Consider the following 18,621-nt stretch of genomic DNA (forward strand, 5'->3'; position numbering starts at 1 on the left):
GAAGCCGCCGCGTCGTCCCCGCCAATGCGGGGACGGTGAAGGCGACCGGTGGGTCAGTGGGCAGGCGCTTTGCCATCGTCGGTGGTTTCGGCATGCTCGCCGCCGCCGAAAAAGCGCGCGGCGCGCTTGCCCAGGCTGTCGAGATAGGTGTAGGCGACGGGCACCACCACCAGGGTCAACAAGGTCGAGGTGATCACGCCGCCGATGACGGCGCGGCCCATGGGCGCCTGCGATTCGCCGCCGTCGCCCATGCCGATGGCCATCGGCAGCATGCCGAACACCATCGCCAGGGTCGTCATCAGGATGGGCCGCAGACGCACTTGCCCCGCTTCCATCAGCGCCTCGAACTGCCCCAGGCCTTCGCGCTGGCGCTGGTTGGTGAAGTCGACCAGCAGAATCGCGTTCTTCGTCACTAAGCCCATGAGCATGATGAAGCCGATCACGGAGAAGATGTTCAGGGTGCTGCCCGTGATCAGCAGCGCGGCCAGCACGCCGATCAGGGACAGCGGCAAGGACACCATGATGGCGATCGGCTGCAGGAAGCTGCCGAACTGCGAGGCCAGCACCAGGTAGATGAAGATCACGGCGATCCCCAGCGCCATCATCGCGCCGCCCATGGTTTCGGCCATCTGCTGCGCATTGCCGGCCACGTCGAAGCGCACGCCCGGCGGCAGGTCGATGGACTTGATGGCTTTCTGCACGTCGGCGTCGACGTCACCGGCAGGGCGGCCCTGCACGCCCGCATAGATGGCGACCCGGCGCTGCAAGGCCTGGCGTTTCAGTACTTGCGGGCTGGAGGACGGCACGAATTCGACCACCTGGCGCAGCGGAATCATGACGGGCTTGCCGTTCGCGTCAAGCTTGCTCGACGCCAGCGACAGGTCGGCCAGGTCGGCCACCTTCTGCCGGCCCGATTTGGGCAGCTGCACGTTGACGTCGTAGTTCTGCCCGTCGGACGCCAGCCAGTGGCTGACCGTGTCGCCCGCCACGAACGGCCGCAGGGCATTGCCGATCTGCTGCACCGACAGTCCCAGGTCGCTGGCCAGCTCGTTGTTGATCTTCACGGTGGTCGACGGATTGGCGCCTTCCTGGCTGTATTCCATGTCGGCCAGGCCCTTGATGTTGCGCATCTTGTCCATCAGGGTGTGCGCCACCGCATCGAGCTTGCCTTCATCCGTGCCGAGGATGGCGATGAAGATGGGACGCTGGCCGACGGACAGGGTGATGCCGGCGATCGGCGCCAGGCGTTCGCGGATCAGTTTTTCCAGTTCCTGCTGCGAGCGGCGCTTGTGCGTCTTGATGTCCGTCAGCTTCAGGTTCACCTCGGCCGTGTTGCGTCCATCGGGCGTGCCGATATTGGCCACCAGGCTGTCGATCTCGGGAAATTCCTTCAAGGCCGTTTCGATCTGGCGCACTTTACTATCCGTGTATTCGAGGCTGGAGCCGACGGGCGTCTTGAAGCGCAGGTTGACCCAGCCCTGGTCCGTTTCCGGGAACATTTCGCCGCCGATCATGGGCACGAGCATCAGGCTGCCCGCGAACAGCGCCACGGCCGTGGCCAGGGTGGTCTTGCGCCAGCGCAGGGCCACAGCCAGCACCTTGCCGTACCAGACGTGCAGGCGGTCGATGCCCGTTTCGATCCAAGCCATGAAGCGGCCCAGCCACGGCGCGTACTTGAAGCGGTCCTTGACGGGGTCGCGCCAGACGGACGACAGCATGGGGTCGAGCGTGAAGCTGACGAACAGGGAAACGAGCACGGCGACGGCCACGGTGATGCCGAACTGCAGGAAGAAGCGGCCGATGATGCCGTCCATGAAGGCGACGGGCACGAACACGGCGACGATGGCAAACGTGGTGGCCATCACGGCCAGGCCGATTTCATTGGTGCCGTCGTTGGCCGCCTTGTAGTGGTTCTTGCCCATGCCCAGGTGGCGCACGATGTTTTCGCGCACGACGATGGCGTCGTCGATCAGCAGGCCGATGCACAGCGATAGCGCCATCAGGGTCAAAAAGTTCAGCGTGAAGCCGAAGGCCTTCATGGCGATGAAGCTGGCCAGCACGGAGATCGGCAGGGTCAATCCCGTGATGATGGTCGAGCGCCACGAGTGCAGGAACAGGAAGACGATCACCATGGTCAGCACGGCGCCTTCGATGATGGTGCGCTTGACGTTATTGAGCTGGCTTTGTACGCGTTCCGATTCGTCGTCGAGCACGCGCAGGGTGATATCGGGCGGCAGCGTCTTTTGCAGGTCCGCCGCCACTTTCAGGATGCCGGTGCCCACTTCGACCACGTTGGCGTCCTGCACCTTGGTGATTTCCATGGTCACGGCCTGCTGGCCGTTCATGCGCGAAATCGACAGTTCTTCCTGCTCGCCGTCGACGACGGTGGCCACCTGGTCCAGGTAGACGGGGCCGACGGCGCGGCGCGCGACGATGATCTTGCCGAATTCGCGCGCATCCTTGATCTTGCCTTCCACGCGCACCAGCTGTTCGGCCGCGCCATGGCTGATGGAGCCGGCCGGCAGGTTGGTATTCGTCGCCTGGATGGCGCGGATGACTTCATCGACGCCGATGCCCTGGGCATTGAGCTCGATCGGCTTCATGCTGATGAGGATCTGGCGCGCGCGCAGGCCGCGCAGCTTGACTTGCCCCACGCCAGCCACGCCCTGGAAGCGCTTGCTGATGATCTGCTCCGTCATGGTCGACAGCGAGCGCAGGTCGTGCCCCGTCGAGGTCAGCACGATGGTGGCGATGGGGCGCTCGTTGTCGCCCTCGGCGCGCGCGATGAACGGGTCCTTGGCCTCTTTCGGGAAGCGCGGGCGCACCAGGGCCACCTTGTCGCGCAAGTCCTGCATGGCCTTGTCCATGTTGGTCGACAGTTCGAATTCCAGGTAGACGCCGGCGCGTCCTTCCCACGAGTTGGCGCGGATGGTCTTGATGCCGCTGACGGTGTTGACGGCGTCCTCGATGGGGCGCGTGATGTCGTTTTCCACGGCTTCGGGCGAGGCGCCCGGGTAGTTCACTTCAATGGCGGCGAACGGGAACTGCACGCTGGGCATGCTCTCCACGCCCAGGCCGCGGTAGGAGAAGATGCCCAGCACCACCAGCGCCACCATGACCATGGTGGCGAAGACGGGGTTTTGAATGCTGACTTTGGTCATCCACATGGCTCAGTCCTTCCGTGCCAGCACGGCCGCCGGCGCGGCAGGTGCCGTGGCGGGCGCGGCGAAGGTCACGCCGTGGCCCGGTTTCACGCCATCGAGCTTGGCGATGATGACTTTCGCGCCCGGCACCAGGCCGGACTTGACCTCGGCGTAGCCCTCATCCTCGTTGCGCAGTCCCAGGGTGACGGGCTGCGCGACGACCTTGTTGTTCACCAGCGCATACACGACGGGACCCTGCTTTTCGTTGCGCACGGCCGTCAAGGGCACCAGCGGCGCCACGGGCGAGCGCTCGGTGACGATGCTGCCCTTGGCGAACATGCCGCCGCGCAGCGCGCCATCGCCATTGTCGACGGCGATGTAGACGAGCATGGCGCGCGAGCCGCTCTCGGTGGTGGGGTTGATGCGCGTGACCTTGCCGGCGAAGTCGCGCGCGCCGAAGCCGTCAACCTTGAAGCGCACGTCCTGGCCCAGCTTGATGCGGGGAATCTCCGCGCTGGGTACGGGCGCTTCCAGGGTCAGCTGGGCCAGGTTGACGATGGTGTAGACGGGCATGTCGGGCGCGACTTTTTCGCCCGCCTGCAGGTGGCGCTTGCTGACGATGCCGGCCATCGGGGCGCGGATCACCGTGTCGGCCAGCGCGATCCGGGCGATGTCGAGCATGGCGGCGGCGGACTTGACGCTGGCGCGCGCCAGGTCGACGGAGTTTTGCGTCGTGTCGTAGGCCGTCTGCGAAATGTATTTTTGCTTGAGCAGCGCCTGGCTGTTCGCTTCATTCTTGGCCGCCATCGACAGGCGCGCCTGCGCTTCGTCGAGCATGGCTTGCTGCTGCGTCAGGCGGGCGCGCTGGTCGGCCGCGTCGAGGCGCACGAGGATTTGCCCGGCCGCCACGCTCTGGCCTTCCTGCACGGTGGTTTCATGGATGACGCCCGAGACCTTGGCCTTGATGGTGGCCTGGGTCACGGGCGCCAGCGAACCGGACAGGGGCAGGCTGATGCTGAGGGCGCGCGCGTCGATGGCGGCCACGTCGCCCTGCGCCAGTTCATGCACGGGCGTCTTGGCCTGTTCCTTCTTCTTGCTGGCTTGCTGTTCGGCGGCTTTGGCGGCTTGTTGCTTTGATTGCAATATGGTCCAGCCGCCGCCGGCCAGGCCCAGCACGACGAGGATCGCTACAGGGGCGCGCCAGCGGCGGCTGCGCCTGGCTGCGAGGGGGGATGGCGGTGGCAGTGTCTCGTTTTTCATAGGACTCTTCGATGGAGGCGGCGCGAGGGCTAGGCGCCAGGTCTCGGTGCGGACCCGGCCAGTCGCTGGCCGGGGGAATTCGGGTAGCGCATCACCGTGGCGGCCGCAGACGGCACGCCTGCCGCTGTGCCCGTTCACGACGATGCGCATGTTGCCACTTTAGGAAGATTCAAGCCCGGCCGCCATCGCCGTGCGACAGATTGCACAAAAACGGGGCTGGAATGCAAAAAACGCCGACCGGGGACCAATACGGCATGCGCCGATGCTTGAGCATCCTCAATAAGCCGATTCGCCGGCGCGCAAGAATGGCAGTGATGGTTGCGCCACCGGACGGACCGCTCGTTCGCCGGTTGCGGTGTGGCCGCGCAACGGGGGGCCTGATGTCAGACCGGATTGCCGCAGCCGCCCCGTCGCCGGGCCGTTTGCTTGCCGCCGCGCCGGAGCCGGGGCAGGCCGCCAGGGCGCTCGATTTGCTGTCCATCATCGTTGCCGCCGTCGAACAGGCGCCCGGCATGGCCGTGCGCGGCATCGACCGCGACGGCATCGTGCGCTACTGGAGCGCGGGTGCGGCGCGCCTGTATGGCGTGCCGGCCGAGCTGGCCGTGGGCCAGGCCTGGGCCGGCGTGGCCGCCGCCTTGCCGCAAGGCCAGGGCGGGTTCGACGATGGCCATGCGGCACTGGCGGCCGTCTGGGACAGCGGCAAGGCGCGCACGGCGCGCCTGTGGCGCCTTGGCACCGATGGCGCCGCGCCGCGCTGCATCCATTCCACCGTGTTTCCCGTCATGGAATCCGGGCGCGTGCGGCAAGTGGTGTGCGTCGACATCGATATCACGGCCAGCGGCCAGGACGGCGCGGCGCAGGGCGCCCTGCTATTGATGGGCGACAATTTCCGCCAGTTGTACGACAAGTCCGCCGACGCCATCGTGTTGTTGCGCGACGAATACATCGCCGAGGCGAATCCGGCCGCCATCGCCCTGTTTCAATGCGAAGACCGGCCCCGGCTGCTGGGACGCCGCCTCAGCGATTTTTCGCCGCTGCGCCAGCCCGATGGCGAACTGTCGGCCTTGCGCGGCACGCAGCTGGCGGCGCAGGCCCACGCGGACGGCAACTGCCGCTACGACTGGCGCTATCAGACTTGCCTGGGGGAATTGTTCTGGGGCGAAGTGCTGCTCACTTCCGTCACGCTCGACCATAGCTATCTGTTTTACGCCGTGATCCGCGATATTTCTTCTCGCAAACTGGCCGAGCAGGCGTGGCACCTGTCGGCGCAAGTGGTGGAACACGCGCGCGAAGCCATCGTCGTGATGGACCCGCAGCAAAGCGTCGTCAGCATGAACCCCGCGTACAGCGAGATCAGCGGCTATAGCCCGGATGACATGCTGGGCAAGCCCTTCGTCCCGCACGGCGCGGAAGCGGAGGCGCCGGCGCTGTTCGCGCACGTGTGGCAGGAGGTCGACGCGAACGGTTATTGGCAGGGCGATATCGTGGCCCAGCGCAAGGGAGGCGAGCGCTATCCGGCCTGGCTGTCGCTGACGGCCATCCGTGATTCTCAAGGGCAACTGAGCAACTACATGGCCATCCTCAGCGACATCAGCGAACGCAAGAAGCATGAGGAGCACACGCGCCACCTGGCCGAGCACGATTTCCTGACCGACTTGCCGAACCGGGTGCTGCTGCTGGACCGGCTGTCGCTGGCGCTGGCGGCCGCGCGGCGCAAGCAGAGCATGCTGGCCATCCTGTACCTGGATCTCGATCACTTCAAGCACATCAATGACAGCATGGGCCACCACGTGGGCGACTTGCTGCTCAAGGAGGTGGCGCGGCGCCTGGTGCGCTGCGTGCGCGGCGTCGACACCGTCAGCCGCCATGGCGGCGACGAATTCGTCATCATCCTGGCCGAAGTGGGCGGCATCGACCAGGCGGCGCATGTGGCGGCCAGCCTGCTGCACGCCGTCACGCAGCCCTACCAGCTGGGCGGCTACGAGCTGCAGGTGTCCGCATCGATCGGCGTGGCCATCTTCCCCAGCGACGGCGACTCCATCGACACCCTCGTGCACAACGCCGACGTCGCCATGTACCACGCCAAGGAAGGCGGGCGCAACAATTTCCAGTTTTTCAACGCCGACATGCATGCGCGGATACTCGAGCGTGCGGGCCTGGAGCAGGGCTTGCGGGCCGCGCTGGGGCGCGACGAGTTCGTGCTGGAATGCCAGCCCGCGCTTGACGTGGCCAGCGGCGAGATCGTTGGCGCGGAAGCCTTGTTGCGCTGGCGCCATCCGCAGCTGGGCGTGCTGGCGCCCGAACGCTTCCTCGCCGTGGCCGAGGAGTGCGGCTTGATGGTGTCGATTGGCAACTGGGTGCTGCAGCATGCGTGCCTGCGCGCCCGCGCCTGGCACGACGCAGGGCAAGCCTGGTGGGTGTCCGTGAACCTGGCGGCGGCGCAATGCCTGCGCAATCATTTGCTCGACAGCGTGCAGCAAGCGCTGCACGTGTCGGGGCTGCCAGCTGCCTGGCTGGAACTGGAGGTGACGGAAGCGCTGCTGATGCAGGGCGGCGTGCGCCTCGCCGACGAGCTGGCGCAGCTGCGCGCGCTGGGCGTGCGGCTGGCCATAGACGACTTCGGCACAGGTTACTCGCGCCTGGCCAATCTGCGCCAGTATCCGGTGGATAAACTCAAGATCGCCCCCTCTTTCCTGCCGGGTGCGGTGGATGGCGCCGCCGACGCGGCCGTGGCCGCCACCATCATCGCCATGGCGCGCGAACTGCACCTGACGGTGATCGCCGAAGGCGTGGAAACGCCGCTGCAGCTGGCGTATCTGCAGGCGCAGGGCTGCCAGCAATACCAGGGGCGCCATGCCAGCGCGCAAGTCGAAGGCAGTGCGCAGGCGACGTTGCTGAATTAATCAATATTGCCCAGCAGTTTGACGCGCATCAAGACCTGGCCATGGTCGGAGGCATGCGGCAGACCCAGCAGCAAATGGTCGTTCAGGTAGTTCACGTCGAGCACGGCGCCGATGGCGCGCGGCGAGGCGGGGTGGAAGTGTTCGGAAACGAGGATGTGGTCGATCGTCATGTAGGCGCTGTCGTGGATATTCGTGTAGCCCGCGTGGCGCGCCGCATCCTGGCGCAGGGCGATGGCGTTGGCGTCGTACAGGCGTTCGCGCATTTCCGGCCTGACGCCTTGCGGTTCGCACGGCGCGCCCGCGCCCATGACGATGGACGTCGTGACGGCATTGGCGATGTCGTTGAAGTCGCCCAGCACGATGCGCGGACGGCCGCTGCGGCCCAGCTCGCTGACCAGCACGCGCAGGGCCACGGCTTCCGCGCCGCGCCGCTGCAGCGAGCGCAGGTTGGCCAGCGCGTAAGCGAGCGCGTCGCTGCCCTCGCCATGGCGGTAGTCGGGCCGGCGCGACTTCAGATGCAGCACCACCACGTCCGTCAGTTGTCCGCCGGGCAACATCACCTGCACATGCAGCGGCGCGCGGGCGAAGCGGCAGGGATTGTCGTCGCTGGCGTCGGCTGGCAGGCTGATCCCTGCGGGAAAGTCCGCATGGGCCACGCCGGGGCCGGCCAGGGGCAAACGCGAGACCAGCGCCACCGTGGGCAGCATGCGCCCGGCCGCGTCCGCCGCATCATAGCCCGCCTGTACGGCTTCACGGTAGCGGCGCGTGCGCGACAGCACGTCGCGCAGGGCCGCCTGCGAGAAAATTTCCTGGAAACCGATGACGTCCGCGTCGAGCAAATCGATCTGCCGCGCCGTCCACTCCGCCTTGGCTTCGTATTGCGCGGGGCTCAACGGTTCCAGGTTGTCATACAATTTCGTCCCGGCGGGGGCCAGGTTGCAGACATTGAAGGTGGCAAAGCGGATTTCTTGCTGCATAATTAGGACTCCTCACTGAACGATCAGCGTATCACGCATGGCTAAAAAAGAGCATATTTCCGAAACCCAGGCGACGCAGCTGCTGCGCAAGCATCAAGTTTCCTTCGAAGAACACCCGTATCCGTATGAAGAACACGGCGGCACCAGCGTCTCGGCGCGCGAGCTGGGGGTGCCGGAACATGCGGTGATCAAGACCCTGGTGATGCAGGACGAGGCGGCCAAGCCGCTGATCGTGCTCATGCATGGCGATTGCAAGGTATCGACCAAGAACCTGGCGCGCGGCATCGGCTGCAAATCCGTCGAGCCGTGCAAGCCCGAGGTGGCGCAGCGCCATTCCGGCTACATGATTGGCGGCACCTCGCCGTTCGGCACGAAGAAGGCCATGCCCGTCTACGTGGAAGCGTCCATCCTGGAATTGCCGCGCATCTACATCAATGGCGGGCGGCGCGGTTTTCTCGTCTCGCTGGCGCCCCGGGTATTGCTCGACTTGCTCAAGGCCAAGCCGGTGCAGTGCGCGCTGCAGGATTAAGAAAACCAGACGCCACCCTGTCCCTGGACTGGACGCTGGTGTATATTCTGCTGCGCCAGCCTTGATGCTGGTGTAATAAACACAATAAAGGGAAGAAATGAATCCAGTAATCACAACCGTGGCAATGACAGTGGCCGCTTACTTGCTCGGCTCGATATCGTTTGCCGTGGTGATGAGCAAGGTCTACGGCATTGCCGATCCGCGCACCTATGGCTCGAAGAATCCGGGCGCCACCAATGTGCTGCGCAGCGGCAACAAGGGCGCCGCCATCATGACCCTGCTGGGCGACGGCGCCAAGGGCTGGCTGGCCGTGTTCCTGGCCGACCATTTTGCCAGCGCGCTGGGCGTGGGCGACACGGCCGTGGCCCTGGTGGCCATCGCCGTCTTCCTCGGCCATCTGTGGCCCGTGTTCTTCCGCTTCGTCGGCGGCAAGGGCGTGGCCACGGCCCTCGGTGTGCTGCTGGGCATCAATCCGTGGCTGGGCCTGGCGACCTTGGCCACCTGGCTGATCATCGCCTACGCGTTTCGCTATTCCTCGCTGGCAGCGCTGGTGGCGGCCCTGTTCGCGCCGTTTTACTATGGCTTGCTGTTCGGCGTCGACCCCATCTTGCTGGCCGTCATCATCATGAGCGTGCTGCTGGCCTACCGCCACAGCCAGAACATCGCGAACTTGCTCTCTGGTAAAGAAAGCAAGATCGGCGGCAAGAAGGATGCGGCCAAGGCGCCCGTCAAGAAAAAGTAAGCGCTTGATTTCCCGCGGCCCGCACGCATATGCTGTGCTTGCGGCGCCGCGCGGTGCGGCCGCCACCGACTCGCGCAAAGGCTGCCCACCATGACCGTTTCCACCTCCTCCGCCACACCCGTTCCCCTCCGTATCGATTTCGTTTCCGACGTTTCCTGCCCCTGGTGCGTGATCGGCCTGAAATCGCTGGAGCAGGCGCTGGCCAAGCTGGACGGCACCGTCCAGGCCGACATCCACTTCCAGCCCTTCGAGCTGAACGCGAACATGCCGCCCGAAGGCGAGGATGTGGGCGAACACATCGCCCGCAAATACGGCTCCACCCCGGAACAGATGGCGCAGTCGCGCGAAGCGATCCGCGCGCGCGGCGAGCAGCTGGGCTTTACCTTCTCCATGGACAAGCGCGGGCGCATCTACAACACCTTCGATGCGCACCGGCTGCTGCACTGGGCCGGCCTGCAAGGGCGCCAGAAGGCGCTCAAGATGGCGCTGTTCGACGCCTACTTCACGCAGGGCAAGGACCCGTCCTCGCACGCCGTGCTGCTGCAAGTCGCGGGCGACGTGGGCCTCGATACGGCGAAAGCGGCCGAAGTATTGGCGTCCGATGCCTATGCGGACGAGGTACGCGCGCAGGAGCGCTTCTACCAGCAGAACGGCATCAATTCCGTGCCTGCCGTCATCATCAACGAGCGCCACCTGATTTCCGGCGGCCAGCCGCCCGAAGTGTTTGAACAAGCCTTGCGCCAGATCATTACCGGCGACTGATCCGGGCGCCAATGGCGCGCGCCATGGCGGGCATTTTCGGCTACACTCGGCGCAGAGGGAGGATAGTCAAATGCCAACAGCCAGCTGGAATGGCGCCGTCATCGCGCACGCTGCCGACGATCAGGTGCAAATCGTTGAAAACAATGTGTATTTTCCTTTGTCGGCGGTGACGCAGGCCTATCTGCATCCCAGCAGCCACACCAGCATCTGCCCGTGGAAGGGCACGGCCAGCTACTACGACGTCGTCGTCGATGGCCAGACGAACGCCAACGCGGCCTGGTATTACGCCCAGCCCAAGGATGCGGCCAAGCAAATTGCCGGCCACGTCGCCTTCTGGCGCGGCGTCAGCGTCGAGCGCTGACCCATTTCCCCACCATTCACACAGAAAGCAGACGATGGATCTACGCCTCGCCGTGTACCAGCTCGCCTCGGCCCATGCGCTCGACGCCCAACAAACCCGGCAGTTGCAGGAGGTGGCCGGCTTCCAGCGCGAACCGGCGCGCCTGGCCTACTGGCTGCCGCGCGGCGTGGCCGTGCTGGGCGCCGCCTTGCTGGGCATGGGCCTGATTTTCTGGGTGGCCGCCAACTGGGAAGACCTGGGCCGCATGGGGCGTTTTGCCCTGTTGCAAGGAGTGCTGGCCGCCGCCTGCGTCGGGGCGTTCGCCGTCCCCAAGGCCCGCGTGCCCCTGCTGCTGGTGGCAGTGCTGGCTATTGGCGGCCTGTTCGCGTATTTCGGCCAGACCTACCAGACGGGCGCCGATCCATGGCAATTGTTCGCCCTGTGGGCCGTGCTGGCGTTGCCGCTGTGCCTGGTCGCGCGCAGCGACGTGCTGTGGACGCCGTGGATGTTGATCTTCGCGATGGCCGCCACCCTGTGGATGCAGGCGCATGCGCACCACAGCTGGCGCATCGATTCGGCCGACCTGTCCATTTTCGTCAGCGGCTGGCTGGCCGTGCTGCTCGCATGCGCGTTCGTGTCGCCGCTAATGGCGCGCTGGACGGGCGCGGGCGTCTGGGCCTTGCGCCTGGGCCTGGTACTGGCCACCATCCTCATCACGGGCACGGCCGTCACCGCCCTGTTCGGCAGCGAGGTCGGTTCGCCGTACTGGGCAGGGCTGGCCTTGCTGGCCGTCGCCGGCGCCTTGCTGGCCCTGCGTCAGTTCTTTGACGTGTTCGGCCTGAGCGCCGTGGCGCTGGGCGTCAACACCCTGCTGGTGGGTGGCCTGGCGCGCACCCTGCTTAGCGGCGGTGGCGATGGTGTCGGCAAGCTGGTCATGCTGGGCCTGGCCGCTGCCATGCTGCTGGCGCTGACCGTGCAAGGCATTTTGTGGCGCACGCGCCAGGAGGCGGCATGAGCAATATCAACAGTCAGCGGGCCGATGCGCTCGCCACCCTGATCGACGACGCCACGCGCGCCGGCCTGCTGCCGGCTGGCGTGGCGCGTCCCGAGCAGGACGTGCGGCCGTGGCCGCTGGTGCTGATGACGGCCTTCGGCGCCTGGCTGGCCGCCATTCCCCTCGTCGTGGCGCTGGGCGTGGGCCTGGAAAGTATCGTGCGCCACGGTCCCGGCGCGTATGTCGTGGCCGCCATCGTGCTGGTGGCAGCCGTGCTGCTGATCCGCGCGCGCGGCGTGGCGTTGTTCGTCGAGCAACTGGCCGTGCCCTGCCTGCTGGTGGGCGGCGGCTTGCTCGGCTATGCGCTGTTCCGCGACTGGTCGGCACAGATGGCTTCCTTGCTGCTGTGTCTGGCGTGCCTGCTGGTGGCCGCCGCCTTGCCGCGCGACTGGCTGCGCGTGCTGCTGGGCGTGGTTGCCTGCGGCTTGCTGGCGCTGGGCATCGTCGACAGCGGGCGTGACTGGATTTTCGCGAACGACCCCACGCAGCTGTACCTGGCATGGCTGCTGGCCCTCGCATGCTGGCTGGCCGTCCACTGGCTGCAAAAGCAGGCGTTCAACGACGGGCGCGGCGCGCCCATCGCCGCCTTTCTGGAATCGCTGTCGACGGGGTGGGTACTGGCCATCTTGCTGGGGCTGGTCTTCTGGTCGGGCATGATCTTCATGCTGGGCGGTGTGCTGGGCGGCGGTTTCACGGGCGAAGTGGCGCGCGAAGTGGCCCGCCACCAGGCCGGCACCTGGTATGCGCAAGCCTTGAACGGTGTATCGCTCGTGCTGGCCACGGCGGCCGCCGCCTGGACGGGCTGGCGCTGGCCGGCGTTGCGCCAGTTGCCCGCCATCGGCGTGGGCTTGGTGCTGATCGTGCTGTCCTGGTTCATGCCGGCGCTGGGACCCTTGCTGCTGATCCTCGCCTATTGCCTGACGAGCGGGCGCACGCGCGTGGCCGTGGCCGCCGCGCTGGCGGCGGCGTGGGTCATCGGCAGCTTTTATTACCAGCTGGCCTGGCCGCTGGCCAGCAAGGCGGCGCTGCTGGCCGTGGCCGGCGCGCTGCTGTGCGCGCTGTCGTGGCTGGCCACGCGCGGCGCCGTGCTGCACCTGGTGGAAAGCACGCCGGCGGGCGTGGCGGTCGAACCCCGCTTCTTGCGCCTGGGCGCGCTGGGCGGCTTGCTGCTGGTGTTGCTCGTCGCCAATGGCGGCATCTGGCAGAAGGAGCAGCTGATTGCCAAGGGCGAGCCTGTGTTCGTGGAACTGGCGCCCGTCGATCCCCGTTCGCTGATGCAGGGCGATTACATGCGCCTCAATTTCCAGGGCCTCGGCGTCTTGAACACCCTGGCCAGCGTGGACAGGGCGCCGGGCCGGCCCCTGGTCGTGGCCAGGCGCGATGCGCGCGGCGTGGCCGAACTGCTGCGCCCGTACACCAAAGAGGCGCTGGCGCCCGGCGAATTGCTGCTCGAACTGACGCCGAAGGATGGCAACTGGGTGCTCGTCAGCGATGCCTGGTTCTTCAAGGAAGGCGAGGCGGCGCACTGGGAAAAGGCCCGTTACGGCGAATTCCGCGTCCTGCCCGATGGCCGGGCCTTACTGGTGGGCATGCGTGGCCCGGAGCTGGAAAAGCTGTAGACGTCGTAGCGCAAGTAGTGGTGCAAGAGCGCGCCAGGGCGGCCATCCTGTAAAATTGCCCGATGGATAATATTACGCATTCGGTCATCGGCCTTGGGGTCGGCGAACTGGTACACCGCAGCCTGCCGCCCGAGCCGCAGCTCCCCGCCCAGCGCACCCGGCGCGCGCTGTTTTTGTTTTCGGCCTGGTTTGCCAGCAATGCGCCCGACCTGGACCTGGTGCTGACCAGGCTGCTGCCGCGCCCCTTCGGCTACATGCTGCACCACCGCGGCCATACGCATACCTTGCTGCTGGCCTTGCCGCAGGCGCTGTTGTTGCTGGCCCTGCTGTGGCTGCTGTGGCCCGGCGCGCGCCGGCTGCTGAAAGACAGCGTGCCTGCCCGCATCGGCCTGGCGGCTTGCGTGCTGCTGGGCTTTTGCTTGCACATGGGCATGGATTTCCTCAATTCCTATGGCTTGCACCCTTTCTATCCCTTCAACAGCCGCTGGCTGTATGGCGACATGGTCTTTATTGTCGAGCCCATGTTCTGGGTGCTGCTGGGCGTGCCCGTGATCATGTCCATGCGCTACGGCATCGTCAAAAGCGTGCTGCTGGCGGGATTGGCGGCGGCCCTGTGTTACTTCACCTATAAAACCTATCTGGCACCCGCCTCGCTGTCCATCTTGCTGGGGCTGGGCGTGGCGCTGGCCGTGCTGCAAGGACGGGCCGGCGAGCGGGGGCGGGGACCGCTGCTGCTGGCCTTTGCGCTGGCCGCCACCTTCATCGGCACGCAGGGTGTGGCGTCGGCCATCGGCCGCAGCCGCATCGAGGCGGCCGTGCAGCGGCTGGACCCTGGCACGCGCGTGTGGGACGTGGCGATGACGGCATTTCCCAGCAATCCATTGTGCTGGATCTATGTGTCGCTCGACAGCAAGACGGACGTGTACACGCTGCGGCGCGGCACCCTGAGCCTGCTGCCCGCATCGCTGGCGCCCGCCGCCTGCCCGGCCGGCCTGGCGGAAATGAGCAAGCAGGGCCGGCAACTGGCGCCCGGCATTGCCGTATCGGCCCAGGCGGCGGGCAGCCTGGCCGCCTTGCGCGCTTTGCAGGAAGACAATTGCTATGTCGACGCCTGGTTCCGTTTTGCCCGCATGCCCCGGCTTAACGCCAACAAGCTGACGGACGTGCGTTTCAACCCCGGCATGCTGCCCAATTTTACGACTGTGGAACTGCAGCAGTTCCGCAGCCGGCCGTGTCCCGCCTACGTGCCGGGCTGGGACCGCCCGCGCGCGGACATGCTGGCGGTGCCGCAAGAGGATGGCAGGTAAGGGCAATGTTGCCTTGTGGAAAAAATATCGTGCGTGGGCCTGCTTCGCCGTGGTCCAGCATGCGACAATTATCAATTCGGCATAGATATCATTAAGTTAGGATTATTTTGGAAGAGCAACACGCCTTACCGTATCTGCGGGAAACCCTGCTGTTTCTGGCCCTGGCCGGGATTTTCATTCCGCTATTACAACGCCTGAAGGTCAACCAGGTCCTCGGCTTCCTCGCCGTCGGCGCCCTGTTCGGCCCGTTCGGCTTCGGCCTGTGGGCCGGCGACTTCCCGTGGCTGACGTATTTTTCGTTCGTGCGCGCCGAGCAGGTCAGCGGACTGGCCGAGCTGGGCGTGATGTTCTTGATGTTCATGATCGGCCTGGAGCTGTCCACGGAACGGCTGTGGGCGCTGCGGCGCTGGGTGTTCGGCGCGGGCGTAGGGCAGGTGGCCGTCAGCGCCTGCCTGATCGGCGCCGTCGCGTATTACTTTGGCCTGTCGCTGGAAGCGTCCATCGTGCTGGGCCTGGTATTGTCGCTGTCGTCCACGGCCGTGGTGATGCAGCTGCTCACCGACCAGCGCTCCCTGCAGACCCCGGCCGGCCAGGCGGGCTTTTCCATTCTGATGTTCCAGGATCTGATGGTGGTGCCGCTGTTCATCCTGATCGACGTGTTCGCCAGCGGGCGCAGCGACGACCTGGCTTACCTGCTCAGCTTTGCGGCCGTGAAATCGGCCGGCGCCATCCTGCTGATTTATCTGCTGGGGCGCCGCGTGATCCGTCCGCTGTTCCAGTTTTTCGTCAAGAAACGCCAGCCCGACGTGTTCATGGCCTTGACACTGCTCAGTACCCTGGGCATCGCGGGCCTGACGTACCTGGCGGGCCTGTCGATGGCGCTGGGTGCCCTGCTGGCCGGCTTGCTGCTGGCGGAAACGGAATTCCGTCACGAAGTGGAAGTGACGATCGAACCGTTCAAGGGCTTGCTGATGGGCCTGTTCTTCATGTCGGTGGGCATGCAGATCGACGTGCGCGAAATCCTCAAGTCGCCGGTCCTGATTCCCTTGGCCGTGCTGAGCCTGTTTGCGGTGAAAACCCTCGTCATCAGCGTGATTTTCCGCCTCGGCGGCTTTCACTGGGGGCGCGCCGTGGAAACGGGCGTGCTGCTGGGGCAGGGCGGCGAATTCGCCTTCATCGTCGTCGCGTATGCGCTGGGCACGAAACTGATCGGCCCGCAGGTGGCGCAGTTCGTCATGCTGGTGGTGGGCCTGAGCCTGTTTGCCACGCCGGCGCTGGCCAAGGCGGCGCGCGGTTTCGGCAACTGGTGGGAAAAACGCCACCACCATCAGATGGCCGACCTGGCGCATGGCGCGCCGCCGCCGCAGGGCAGCACCGTCATCATCGCCGGTTTCGGCCGGGTGGGGCAGTTGCTGGCCAAGGTATTGACGGAACAGGATATCGCGTATGTGGCCATCGAAAACGATGCGCGCCTGGTGACGACCCTGCATCCGCGCGGCTTTCCCGTGTATTTCGGCGACGCGTCGCGCGCCGAACTGTTGCAAAAGGTCAATGCGGACCGGGCCGCAGCCGTGGTGCTGACCATGGACCATGCGGCATCCGTGCTGCACGCCGTGAAATCGATCCGCCGCGAATATCCGCAGCTGCCCGTGTATGCGCGCGCCCGCGACGAGGCGCATGCGGTGGCCCTGATACAGGCGGGCGCCACCCTGGTCGTGCCCGAGGCGCTGGAATCGGCGCTGCAGCTGACGGCCACCGTGTTGCACGAGGTGGGCCTGTCGGAAGCGCGCACGGCGGACATCGTGCAGGCCGAGCGCGACCGGCGCAATGCCGTGTTGCTGGCGAAAAAATTGCCCTAGCGAAAACCGTTGCAAACGTGCGTGTCGCCGTGCTTTGTCAATTATCTATACAATAATAGTATATGAGCACACTAACCACATGAAAGCCGCGACGAAGAGCGGGGCGGCCCCGTTGACGCCGCAGCAAATTGCCGCGCAGGAAACGCAACAGAAATTTGGCAAGCCCGAGCGGGGCTGGCGCGAAAAGATGTACACCGTCATTTTCGAGGCGGAGACGCGCACGGGCCGCGCCTTCGACCTGGCGCTGATCGCCGCCATCCTGATCAGCGTGACCGTGGTCGTACTCAGCAGTGTCGCCTCGGTGGCGGAGCGCTACGGCGCCTGGCTGACGGCGCTCGAATGGTTTTTCACCATTCTGTTTACCATCGAATATTTCGCCCGCCTGTCGTGCCTGCAGCACCCGGTGCGCTACGCCAAGAGTTTCTTCGGCATTATCGACTTGCTGGCCATCGTGCCGACCTACATCGGCTTGCTGTTGCCGGGCGCGCACGTGCTGATCGACGTGCGCATCCTGCGCCTGCTGCGCATGTTCCGTATCCTCAAGCTGACCTCGTATGTGCATGAATATACGCTGCTGGGGCGGGCCCTGCTGTCGAGCCGGCGCAAGATCCTCATTTTCTTGTCTTTTGTCATGATGGTGGTTTTCCTGCTTGGTACTGTGATGTATGTCGTGGAGGGGCCGGAGAACGGTTACAGCAGTATTCCCACGTCGATATACTGGGCCATCAGCACCATGACGACAGTGGGCTTTGGCGATATCACGCCGAAGACCGACTTCGGCCGCGCGATCGCCTCGATGATGATGTTGCTGGGCTGGGGCATCCTGGCAGTGCCTACCGGCATTATCAGCGCGGAAATGACGGTACAGCGCAGTTCCAAGCTGGTGACCACGCGTACCTGCCCCACTTGCCTGAAAGAAGGGCTCGATGACGACGCCAACTTCTGCAAGAACTGCGGCGTCAAACTGCCGCCGCTGGCACTCGATTAACCTCGCCGGATGCCACCGCAGCGAGCGGATGCGGGTTGTGGCCGAGACGTCGAGCCGTGCGCATGCACGGCGAGCATCGGAGGCCGCAAACCGCGCCGCGCAGCTGGCGGCATCAGGCGTCTTTTGCGCCTTGGCGCACTAACTTATAAAAGCTGACATGATTCCAGTTCGCCTGATCGCGACGGGTAAAGCCGTACCGTCGCACAGTGTCACCTCCGCCAGCCTGGACCTGAAACTGGGCCACCCGCCCGGCTACACCCTGCGCAAGAGCGGCGTGCTGTCGCGCTTCGTCGCCGCGCCCGACGAATCGCAAAGCCAGCTGGGCGCCGCCGCCCTGCGCGACGCGCTGCAAAATGCCAGCCTGGGCCCGGCCGACATCGACCTCCTGATCTGCGCCAACGGCGTGCCCGAACAGGCCTTGCCGAACACGGCGTGTTTTGTTGCCGAACACGCCGGCTTGCCGCCAGGCACGCAAAGCTTCGACGTCAACGCCAGCTGCCTCAGCTTCATGGCCGCCTTCCGCGTGGCCGCGTCCATGCTGGCCGGCGGCGCCTACCGGCGCATCGCCATCGTTTCGTCCGATCTCGCCTCGCGCGGGGTCGACTGGAGCGAGCCGGAAGCGTCGATGATCTTCGGCGACGGCGCCGCCGCCGTCATCGTCGAGCGGGGCGACGGCAGCGCCGGCATCCGCGCCTACAAGATGGGCACGTATCCGGAAGGGCGGCGCTACTGCGAAATCCGCGGCGGCGGCACCGAGCGCAACCCGCGCAACGGCTGTGAGCCGGGCGACTACCTGTTCCGCATGGATGGCAAGGCCGTGTTCCGCCTGGCCGTCAAGGTGATGCCGGATTTCCTGGAGGAACTCATGCTGGAATCGGGCGCCGGGCTGGAAAAAGTCGATGTGGTCGTGCCGCACCAGGCCAGCCCCCTGGGGCTCGCGCATGCGGCGCGCATCCTCGACGTTCCCGATGCTAAAATCATCAAGATCTTTGAAACGCACGGCAACCAGGTGGCCGCGTCCCTGCCCACGGCCCTGCACGAGGCGGTGATGACGGGGCGGGCCGTGGCGGGCCAGCGCTTGCTGATGATGGGCACGGCCGCCGGCCTGACCATAGGCGGCATGATTCTTGATCTGTGA

The 18,621-nt window shown here is 65.7% G+C and carries 14 protein-coding genes; 11 read left to right on the top strand and 3 right to left on the bottom strand.

All coding sequences use genetic code 11. The features are described from left to right. Nucleotides 1-53: 53 nt before the first annotated feature. Both BXA07_RS10010 and BXA07_RS10015 read right to left on the bottom strand, forming a co-directional pair. Nucleotides 54-3,167 carry an efflux RND transporter permease subunit gene (locus BXA07_RS10010; RefSeq protein ID WP_076567772.1) on the bottom strand — a complete coding sequence of 1,038 codons (3,114 nt, stop codon included), beginning with the start codon at nt 3,165-3,167 and terminating at the stop codon, nt 54-56. 3 nt (nt 3,168-3,170) lie between these two features. Continuing rightward, the gene (locus BXA07_RS10015; RefSeq protein WP_076567774.1) at nt 3,171-4,403 is read right to left on the bottom strand and encodes an efflux RND transporter periplasmic adaptor subunit; all 1,233 of its coding nucleotides are present in this window, start codon (nt 4,401-4,403) and stop codon (nt 3,171-3,173) included. A 380-nt stretch (nt 4,404-4,783) separates the two neighbouring features. Between BXA07_RS10015 and BXA07_RS10020 the strand changes: the two genes are divergently transcribed. Continuing rightward, nucleotides 4,784-7,306 (top strand): sensor domain-containing protein, encoded by a 2,523-nt coding sequence (locus BXA07_RS10020; protein ID WP_076567775.1) that lies wholly within the window; start codon nt 4,784-4,786, stop codon nt 7,304-7,306. On the opposite strand, the gene BXA07_RS10025 is transcribed toward BXA07_RS10020, so the two are convergent. Then, nucleotides 7,303-8,283, bottom strand: coding sequence for an endonuclease/exonuclease/phosphatase family protein (locus tag BXA07_RS10025; RefSeq protein WP_076567777.1), 981 nt, complete (start codon nt 8,281-8,283; stop codon nt 7,303-7,305). The genes BXA07_RS10020 and BXA07_RS10025 overlap by 4 nt on opposite strands. A 37-nt stretch (nt 8,284-8,320) precedes the next feature. Here BXA07_RS10025 and ybaK point away from each other — a divergent pair, with 37 nt between their 5' ends. The 10 genes from ybaK (at nt 8,321) to BXA07_RS10075 (ending at nt 18,621) form a co-directional block, all read left to right on the top strand. Next, a complete protein-coding gene (gene ybaK, locus BXA07_RS10030) occupies nt 8,321-8,812 on the top strand; it encodes a Cys-tRNA(Pro) deacylase (RefSeq protein WP_076567779.1) in 492 nt (163 codons plus the stop codon). Nucleotides 8,813-8,909: 97 nt separating this feature from the next. Continuing rightward, complete coding sequence (gene plsY, locus BXA07_RS10035) at nt 8,910-9,554, top strand: glycerol-3-phosphate 1-O-acyltransferase PlsY (RefSeq protein WP_244556236.1); 645 nt, start codon at nt 8,910-8,912, stop codon at nt 9,552-9,554. 90 nt (nt 9,555-9,644) lie between these two features. After that, nucleotides 9,645-10,316, top strand: a complete 672-nt coding sequence (locus BXA07_RS10040) for a DsbA family oxidoreductase (protein ID WP_076567782.1) — start codon at nt 9,645-9,647, stop codon at nt 10,314-10,316. Nucleotides 10,317-10,386: 70 nt separating this feature from the next. Beyond that, nucleotides 10,387-10,677 carry a DUF427 domain-containing protein gene (locus BXA07_RS10045; RefSeq protein WP_076567784.1) on the top strand — a complete coding sequence of 97 codons (291 nt, stop codon included), beginning with the start codon at nt 10,387-10,389 and terminating at the stop codon, nt 10,675-10,677. Between the two features lie 34 nt (nt 10,678-10,711). Beyond that, complete coding sequence (locus tag BXA07_RS10050) at nt 10,712-11,671, top strand: DUF2157 domain-containing protein (RefSeq protein WP_076567786.1); 960 nt, start codon at nt 10,712-10,714, stop codon at nt 11,669-11,671. Next, complete coding sequence (locus BXA07_RS10055; RefSeq protein WP_076567788.1) at nt 11,668-13,329, top strand: GDYXXLXY domain-containing protein; 1,662 nt, start codon at nt 11,668-11,670, stop codon at nt 13,327-13,329. The genes BXA07_RS10050 and BXA07_RS10055 overlap by 4 nt, the downstream gene beginning before the upstream one ends. A gap of 62 nt (nt 13,330-13,391) precedes the next feature. Then, a complete protein-coding gene (locus BXA07_RS10060) occupies nt 13,392-14,636 on the top strand; it encodes a metal-dependent hydrolase (protein ID WP_076567790.1) in 1,245 nt (414 codons plus the stop codon). Nucleotides 14,637-14,743: 107 nt separating this feature from the next. Then, on the top strand, nt 14,744-16,495 hold the full coding sequence (locus tag BXA07_RS10065; protein WP_076567792.1) for a cation:proton antiporter domain-containing protein: 1,752 nt from the start codon (nt 14,744-14,746) through the stop codon (nt 16,493-16,495). A gap of 79 nt (nt 16,496-16,574) precedes the next feature. Then, nucleotides 16,575-17,483: an ion transporter gene (locus BXA07_RS10070; protein WP_076567794.1), complete on the top strand. Its 909-nt coding sequence runs from the start codon at nt 16,575-16,577 to the stop codon at nt 17,481-17,483. A gap of 157 nt (nt 17,484-17,640) precedes the next feature. Further along, nucleotides 17,641-18,621: a 3-oxoacyl-[acyl-carrier-protein] synthase III C-terminal domain-containing protein gene (locus BXA07_RS10075; RefSeq protein ID WP_076567796.1), complete on the top strand. Its 981-nt coding sequence runs from the start codon at nt 17,641-17,643 to the stop codon at nt 18,619-18,621.

This window comes from Janthinobacterium sp. TND4EL3, assembly GCF_900156175.1.
In the GTDB taxonomy this organism is placed as follows: domain Bacteria; phylum Pseudomonadota; class Gammaproteobacteria; order Burkholderiales; family Burkholderiaceae_D; genus Janthinobacterium.

Excerpts from the sequence above, each read along its gene's own strand:
- BXA07_RS10010 (WP_076567772.1), bottom strand. The coding sequence starts at position 3,167 with ATGTGGATGACCAAAGTCAGCATTCAAAACCCCGTCTTCGCCACCATG.
- BXA07_RS10015 (WP_076567774.1), bottom strand. The coding sequence starts at position 4,403 with ATGAAAAACGAGACACTGCCACCGCCATCCCCCCTCGCAGCCAGGCGC.
- BXA07_RS10020 (WP_076567775.1), top strand. The coding sequence starts at position 4,784 with ATGTCAGACCGGATTGCCGCAGCCGCCCCGTCGCCGGGCCGTTTGCTT.
- BXA07_RS10025 (WP_076567777.1), bottom strand. The coding sequence starts at position 8,283 with ATGCAGCAAGAAATCCGCTTTGCCACCTTCAATGTCTGCAACCTGGCC.
- ybaK (WP_076567779.1), top strand. The coding sequence starts at position 8,321 with ATGGCTAAAAAAGAGCATATTTCCGAAACCCAGGCGACGCAGCTGCTG.
- plsY (WP_244556236.1), top strand. The coding sequence starts at position 8,910 with ATGAATCCAGTAATCACAACCGTGGCAATGACAGTGGCCGCTTACTTG.
- BXA07_RS10040 (WP_076567782.1), top strand. The coding sequence starts at position 9,645 with ATGACCGTTTCCACCTCCTCCGCCACACCCGTTCCCCTCCGTATCGAT.
- BXA07_RS10045 (WP_076567784.1), top strand. The coding sequence starts at position 10,387 with ATGCCAACAGCCAGCTGGAATGGCGCCGTCATCGCGCACGCTGCCGAC.
- BXA07_RS10050 (WP_076567786.1), top strand. The coding sequence starts at position 10,712 with ATGGATCTACGCCTCGCCGTGTACCAGCTCGCCTCGGCCCATGCGCTC.
- BXA07_RS10055 (WP_076567788.1), top strand. The coding sequence starts at position 11,668 with ATGAGCAATATCAACAGTCAGCGGGCCGATGCGCTCGCCACCCTGATC.
- BXA07_RS10060 (WP_076567790.1), top strand. The coding sequence starts at position 13,392 with ATGGATAATATTACGCATTCGGTCATCGGCCTTGGGGTCGGCGAACTG.
- BXA07_RS10070 (WP_076567794.1), top strand. The coding sequence starts at position 16,575 with ATGAAAGCCGCGACGAAGAGCGGGGCGGCCCCGTTGACGCCGCAGCAA.
- BXA07_RS10075 (WP_076567796.1), top strand. The coding sequence starts at position 17,641 with ATGATTCCAGTTCGCCTGATCGCGACGGGTAAAGCCGTACCGTCGCAC.